Origin of the sequence: Pseudonocardia sp., from assembly GCF_025465255.1 — a bacterium.
Classification (GTDB): domain Bacteria; phylum Actinomycetota; class Actinomycetes; order Mycobacteriales; family Pseudonocardiaceae; genus Pseudonocardia.
Genome location: NZ_JAODNI010000255.1, coordinates 1 through 6,028 on the forward strand (window position 1 = coordinate 1; position 6,028 = coordinate 6,028).

The following is a 6,028-nucleotide window of genomic DNA, read 5'->3' on the forward strand; positions in this document are numbered from 1 at the left end:
CGGCGGTTGCGCGGTCGCTCCGCCCCGGAGGGATCCACGTGTGCCCCCTGAACACCGGTACGGCCCGGGCCGGCCGGCCGTCGCCGGGCCCGGAGCCTACTACCTCGAGCTTCGGCCCTGCGCCGACGTCGGCATGGGATGGGCTGCCGAGACGGTCGTCAGTCGGATGCGGAACCGGCCGGCGCCACGGCCGGCCCCGCCTTCATCGGGAGGTTCGAGGTACCGCATTCGCGGGTCCTCACCGGCGCGCCGACAGCCGCCACGAGGAACCTGCTGATCGACGTCATCGGGGGCGGTATCGGGTCCGCGCTCGCCGCCGGCCGCGCGGCGCGTGGGCCTCGACGCCGCGCGTCGGGGACGACCGTGGTCTGCAGCCGTGCGGCTGGGGAGAAGAAGGGCGCCTCGGCTGCGTACAGCGTCGCGTCGTCGGCGCAGTCGGCGACCGACCCGCCGCCGCCCTGTGCGCAGCAGGGTTCGTCGAACCGTCCGTACACCGCGAGTACCGGGACGTCGATGCCCAGCGTCGCCGGCACGTACACGTTGATGTTCGCCCCGACGCCCGCCGGGATCTCGCTGCGCGTCGCCTCCTCGTGCGCGACCACCGCGGGGTCGGCGTTGGGGAGGTGGAAGAACGCCGCTGCCCGCGCGCCGGGGATGCCCAGGTAGCCCGGGTCCGCGGGGGGCACGGACGGCGCGACCACCGGGTCGAGCTGCGCCGGGCGCGCGAGGCGGACGAGGGGGCTCCGCCCAGCGAAGATGCCAGCCGGGTCGTCGTTCGGGACATCCTGCCGCACACCGACACAGCAAGCCCCTTCGCCGCGTGCTCCGCACTGAGCTCGAAGCGCACGTGGTCGGCGAGCCGGCCGCGCTGTCCGCCGACGCGGATTGAGGAAAGCCAACAACCTGTACGGCATGACGACACCAAGGCCATGAGCGGTGGCGTGGGAAGCCCGCGCGGCTGGCCGAGGAGACCATGCCTCTGAGCGGCCCGGCGCAGCCGAGCCGCGCGACATCCACTGCAGAGGCGGACAGCGCGGCGCTGAGCCCCGACCACGTGCGGTTCACACGCCGACGATGAGCCGGCCCGAGATGAACACGGCTCGGACCGCATCAGGCCGCTGGTCCCGAAGAGCCGTGGTGAGCGGGCGGTCGAGTAGAAGCAGGTCGGCGGTGACCCCGGGGCGGATCCGCCGGGGCGGACCGCCGGGGTCGTCGGGTGGGGCGAGATAGGCGTCGAGTGCCGCGGCCGGGGTCAGGCGCTCGCCGGGGCCCGCGACCTCGCCGGCTGGGGTGCGCCGGTGCACGGCGGCGGCGATGACGGTCCAGGGGTCGAGGGGGCCGTAGGGAGCGTCGCTGGACAGGGCGAGGGGCACGCCGGAGTCCAGCAGGCGGGCGCAGCGGTAGAGGTCAGGGTGGTCGGTGGCGGGGACGTCGCGGAGGTAGTCGTCACCGCGGTGGGCGAGGAATCCGGGCTGGGTGACCACGCGCAGGCTGTGGCGGGCTAAAACGTGGATCAGTTCGGCGGGGATGAGGGCAGCGTGCTCGATGCGGTCGCCGGGCTGGCTGCCCGCGTCGTCGAAGGCGGCGAGGAGCAGGACAAGCGCCTCGCGGGTGACACAGTGCACCGCGGCGGCGCGGCCGGTGGCGTGGGCGGTGCGGATCCGGTCGGTGAGGGTGTCGAGGTCGGGTAGCCCGGAGTCGGCGAGGACGATCTTGTAGGGGCCTGTGCTGAGGGGTGCGGGGAGCGCAGCACCGAGGGGGGCGCCGAGTAGGTGCAGGTGCTGGGGTAGCGCCCCGCTGGTCACCGCCGCGGCGAGGGCGTCGACCGCGGCCGGGTCGAGGTCGGGGGTGGCATCGGTGACGGCGGTGATCCCGAGGCGGGCCAGCCGGGTGCCGACGGCGGCGAGGTCGGGTGGGCGGGCGCGGGGGAGGCGGACGCGCAGCCAGTTGTCGGCGCGCCAGAGCCGGCCGGTAGGCGTGCCGTCGAGCGCGCGTTCGACCCCGGGGTGGTCGGCGTGCGCCAACCCGAGACGGGCGGCGGCCGCGCTGTTCACCGTCCAGAGCGCCCCGCTGCGATGCTGGATCCGGACTGGCCGGGCGGAGTGCAACCGGTCGAGGGCGGCGGCGTCGAGGTTGCCGGCGACGGTCTCGGCGTAGCCGATGCCGCGGACCCAGCCGTGTTCGTCGGCGGGGGCGGCGGCGAGGGCGGCGGCCAGGCCCGCGGGATCCCGCGCTTCGGGTGGGCCGCACGCGACGGAGTGCTCGGCGGCGGCGAGGGCGTGCAGGTGCAGGTGGTGGTCGACCAGGCCGGGCAGCAGCGCGCCGCCACCGGCCTCGATGACCTCCTCGCTGGGGTGGCGGGCGAGGACCGGTGCGATCTGGGCGACGCGTCCGGCGGCGATCCGCACGTCGGCGCGCCGGCCCTCGACCTCGGCGCCCCGGATCAGCGTCCCGGCTGCGCTCACGGTGGGGGGATCCCGAGGTCGGCGAGGACCGCGGCGGTGTCAACACCGCTGCCGGGCGCCTGCCCGGCGGGTTGGCGGCGCTGGGGTGCGGCGACGGGAACGGGGCCGTCGGCGGCGTCGACGACCCAGCCGTCGGCCTGGCGGCGGGCCGACGGCGCCGGGCCGGCCGGCGCGCGGTCGAGGGTGGCGGCGACGACGTCGGTCATCGCGAGGTCCCACAGCATCCCGGAGCCGTTGGCCGGCGCGGTGAGGGCGAGCGCGGCGGCGGTGAGCCCGGTGAGCGGGTCGGCGATGGCGTCGCCGCAGAACACCGGCGTGCCGCGGTTGTCATAGGCGACGAGGCCAGCGGAGGCGGCGACGTCGTCGCCGAACCCGATCCGGTCCGAGCTGCGGCCGGCGGCGGTGATGGAGATCCAGGTAGTGCCGGCGGCGACAGCGGCGTGCGCGTCGAGCCCGAACCGGGCCAGGGCGCGCGGCCGGGACGCCTCGATGACGATGTCGGCGGCCTCGACCAGCTCAGCCAGGGCGCGCCGCCCGGCGGAGGTGGTGGGGTCGAGCACGACCGAGCGGTGCCCGGCGTGCAGCAGCCGGTAGAAGCCGGGGTGTCCGCGCCGGGCGCCATCGGGGCGGGTCGGGGTCTCGACCTTAACCACACGGGCGCCGGCCATGCCGAGCAGCAGCGCGCACAGCGGGCCGGCCCACAGCGCGCTGAAGTCGACCACGAGCAGCCCGTCGACCGGGCGGGGCGGCAGCTGCGGCGGGCGTGGTGGGGCAACCGCGAGGTGGCGGACCGGGGCGGCGGCGGCGCCGAGTAGTTCGGCGCGTTCGGCCAGGTCGTCGCCGGTGTGCTCGCGTAGCCACGCCGCGACCCCCTGCCACGGGTCCGCGGGGAGCTCCGCTTGGACGAGGGCACCGAGCAGCAGCGGGTCGTCGGGGCGGGCGCAGGACACCGCGGCCCAGCCGTCGGCGGCGGGCAGCAGCCGGCAGGCGCCGCCGGCGGAGATGGGGCCGTTTCGGCGGTGGACGGTGAAGGCGGCGCGTTCGCTGAGCAGGCGCCCGCCATCGAGCCGGACCCGACCCTGCGTCAGCGCCGCGATGCGCTCGCCCAGCTCGCGGGCGCGGGTGGCCGCCCGTCCCGGGGGCACGAGTGGCGGCTCGTCGGCATGCCCGGTGAGGGCCACGATCCCGCTGTCGGCCCAGTCCCGCACCGGATCCGCCAGCACCGGGGACGGCGTCGGCGCGGGCGGCTGCGGCACGCGGCCACGATACGCTGGCGCGGAGATGACGATCAGCAGCGGCGACCGCTCCAGCCGTAATCCGCAGTGGACGGATCCGGCAGGGCTCGCCCGCGGCGCTGGCAAGTCCGTCCTCGACGAATCGGGGCAGGTCCGCGGGCCGCTGGTCGTGGTGGACCTGTACGGCGCACCGGATCCGCTCGTCGTGAAGGCGGCCGCGCGGGTCGCTGGGGCGGGCGATCGGATCATGATCGGGGTCGTCGGGCGTGGGGGACCGCATCCCGTGCTGCGCCCGCTGGTTGCCGCACTCGATCTCACCCTCGTCCCCGGTGATGTCGGGGCCGAGCGGGAGCTGGTCGGCGTGCCCGATCCGGTGGCGCAGGCCGAGGCCGTGCACGCGGCGGTCGTGGCGAACCCGCATGCCGCGACGGTGCTGGCAGGGCTGCTCCGCTGGTCCGGGTCGCTGCCGGTGCCGGCCGCGCTGGACGCCGAGTCGTTCGCCTACTCCACCCTGCTGGGCGGGCCGGAGTTCCGCCGCTGGCTCGAGCACCGCGGGCCCCGGCCGCTGCCACCACCCGCTCCCGCCGACCCGGTGCTCGTCGCTCGGGCCGGGGACGAGCTGCGGATCACGCTCAACCGGCCCGAGCGGCGCAATGCCTACGGCCGCGAGGTCCGCGACGCCCTCGTGGAGGCCCTGCAGATCGCGGAGCTCGACGACACCGTCGACCGGGTGGTGCTCAACGGGGCCGGCCCTTCGTTCTGCGCCGGCGGCGACCTCGACGAGTTCGGCACCACCCCCGACCTGGTCACCGCGCATCTCGTGCGGACCCGAGGCGGGGCTGCTGGCCCGCTGCATCGCCTCGGCGAGCATGTCGAGGTCCGGGTGCACGGCGCTTGCGTGGGCGCAGGGATCGAGCTCCCCGCGCTCGCCAGCCGCATCCTGGCCCACCCGGACACGACCTTCCGACTTCCCGAAGTTGGCATGGGCCTGATCCCCGGCGCCGGCGGCACCGTCAGCATTCCCCGCCGGATCGGCCGCTGGCGCACCTTCCACCTGGCCCTGACCGGCGCAGCCCTTGACGCCCGGACTGCCCTCGAGTGGGGACTGATCGACCAGGTGCTGTGAGAACCGCGGCCGTGGCGTGCAATCGGGATTTCCCTACGGCAACTGCTCGACGTCGTCCTTGCTACGGGCTCGTGATGGTGCAGCGACGCCGCGAGGAGCTGCGGTTCGCCCTTCACCGTGCGGCGGGCGACGGCTTGATCCACTGTGTGTATCCCGCGAGGCCGCCACGCCGCCGCCTCGTCCGTCCACCCTTCCTTGATCGCCGCCACGGACGCCAGCAAATGTCGGGTGAAGCGGGCGCAGTCGGAGCAGGTCGTCTACGAGTAGTTGGCAGAGCCAGTCGGTGTATTGCTCTGGCGTCCACCCGAGCCCATTGATCAGGAGATGGCGCATTTCGGGGCTGGTCAACGCGCACGCCTGTTCGCCTGCTTGTTCGATGGTCATCCCCGGGCGTAGGGATGTGCCGGCATAGCGTGGGACGAGAGTGGTGATGTTGGCGAGGCGGTCGTGGAGCAGTCGTTCGCGAAGCTCGACGGCGAAGGGTTCGCTGTCTGCTTCGCCGCGGATGAGGGCGTGGATCGGTCGGTGTGGGCCAGGGTCTCGCCGACGAACTCGCCCCAGGCCTGGAGCCGCTGCCGCGCGGTCGCCAGGCGGCTTATATCGGCGAACCGGTTCAGCCAACAGCGGAGTGATCACCTACGTTCCGAGCACGACGTCGGCACTCCAGAGGCGGCGTCGCCGCCCGGGCCTGATCACCTCCCGATCGCCGATCCGGGGCCACATGATCGTGGCCGGTCAGCGGATCCCCGACATGTTCAACCATGGCCCCGGAAGGCCAGAACGGCGGCGAGCGACCGTAGCCCGGGGGACTGGGGGACGGGCAGCCGGTGCCGCCCGAGGCGGAGCAGGCCGTGTTCATCGAACCGTGTTCGAGGTGTGCCCTCAGCACCGGAGAGCGCGCATCATGGCTCCTATCGATTCCTACCCAGGAGGAGGAGTGCGATGACCAGTTCGCAGGAGCAGCTCAGCGAGTTGACACGCCGTACCCAGGAGGGCTTCAAGAGCCTGTGGCAGCAGTGGACCGAGAAGAGCAACGAGCTGATGAAGGGGGTGACGGGTCGAACCCACGCGGCGGCGCCCGCCGGGGGCAACCCGGAGGAGGTCCTCGACGCGGTGTTCGACTTCGCCGAGAACCTGATCGCCCAGCAGCGCGTCTTCGCCAAGCAGATGCTCGCCGCCGCCGCCAAGGGGCAACAGCCCGC

At 74.4% G+C, this 6,028-nt stretch carries 5 protein-coding genes; 2 read left to right on the plus strand and 3 right to left on the minus strand.

Annotation, left to right across the window (positions count from 1 at the left end):
- Window positions 1-158: 158 nt before the first annotated feature.
- The 3 genes from JWP64_RS31225 to JWP64_RS31235 all read right to left on the minus strand — a co-directional run bounded on the left by JWP64_RS31225 (window position 159) and on the right by JWP64_RS31235 (window position 3,721).
- Window positions 159-794: a hypothetical protein gene (locus JWP64_RS31225; protein WP_297504229.1), complete on the minus strand. Its 636-nt coding sequence runs from the start codon at window positions 792-794 to the stop codon at window positions 159-161.
- A gap of 267 nt (window positions 795-1,061) precedes the next feature.
- Entirely contained in the window at window positions 1,062-2,465 is a 1,404-nt protein-coding gene (locus JWP64_RS31230; protein WP_297504231.1) for an amidohydrolase family protein, read from the minus strand.
- Complete coding sequence (locus JWP64_RS31235) at window positions 2,462-3,721, minus strand: CoA transferase (RefSeq protein WP_297504233.1); 1,260 nt, start codon at window positions 3,719-3,721, stop codon at window positions 2,462-2,464. The genes JWP64_RS31230 and JWP64_RS31235 overlap by 4 nt, the downstream gene beginning before the upstream one ends.
- A gap of 25 nt (window positions 3,722-3,746) precedes the next feature.
- Here JWP64_RS31235 and JWP64_RS31240 point away from each other — a divergent pair, with 25 nt between their 5' ends.
- Window positions 3,747-4,826: an enoyl-CoA hydratase/isomerase family protein gene (locus JWP64_RS31240; protein ID WP_297504235.1), complete on the plus strand. Its 1,080-nt coding sequence runs from the start codon at window positions 3,747-3,749 to the stop codon at window positions 4,824-4,826.
- Between the two features lie 942 nt (window positions 4,827-5,768).
- Window positions 5,769-6,028: hypothetical protein (locus JWP64_RS31245; RefSeq protein ID WP_297504237.1), on the plus strand; the 260-nt coding region annotated here is incomplete at its 3' end.

What these genes read in the sequence shown, in the direction of transcription:
- JWP64_RS31240 (WP_297504235.1), top strand. Translation starts at nt 3,747, where the DNA reads ATGACGATCAGCAGCGGCGACCGCTCCAGCCGTAATCCGCAGTGGACG.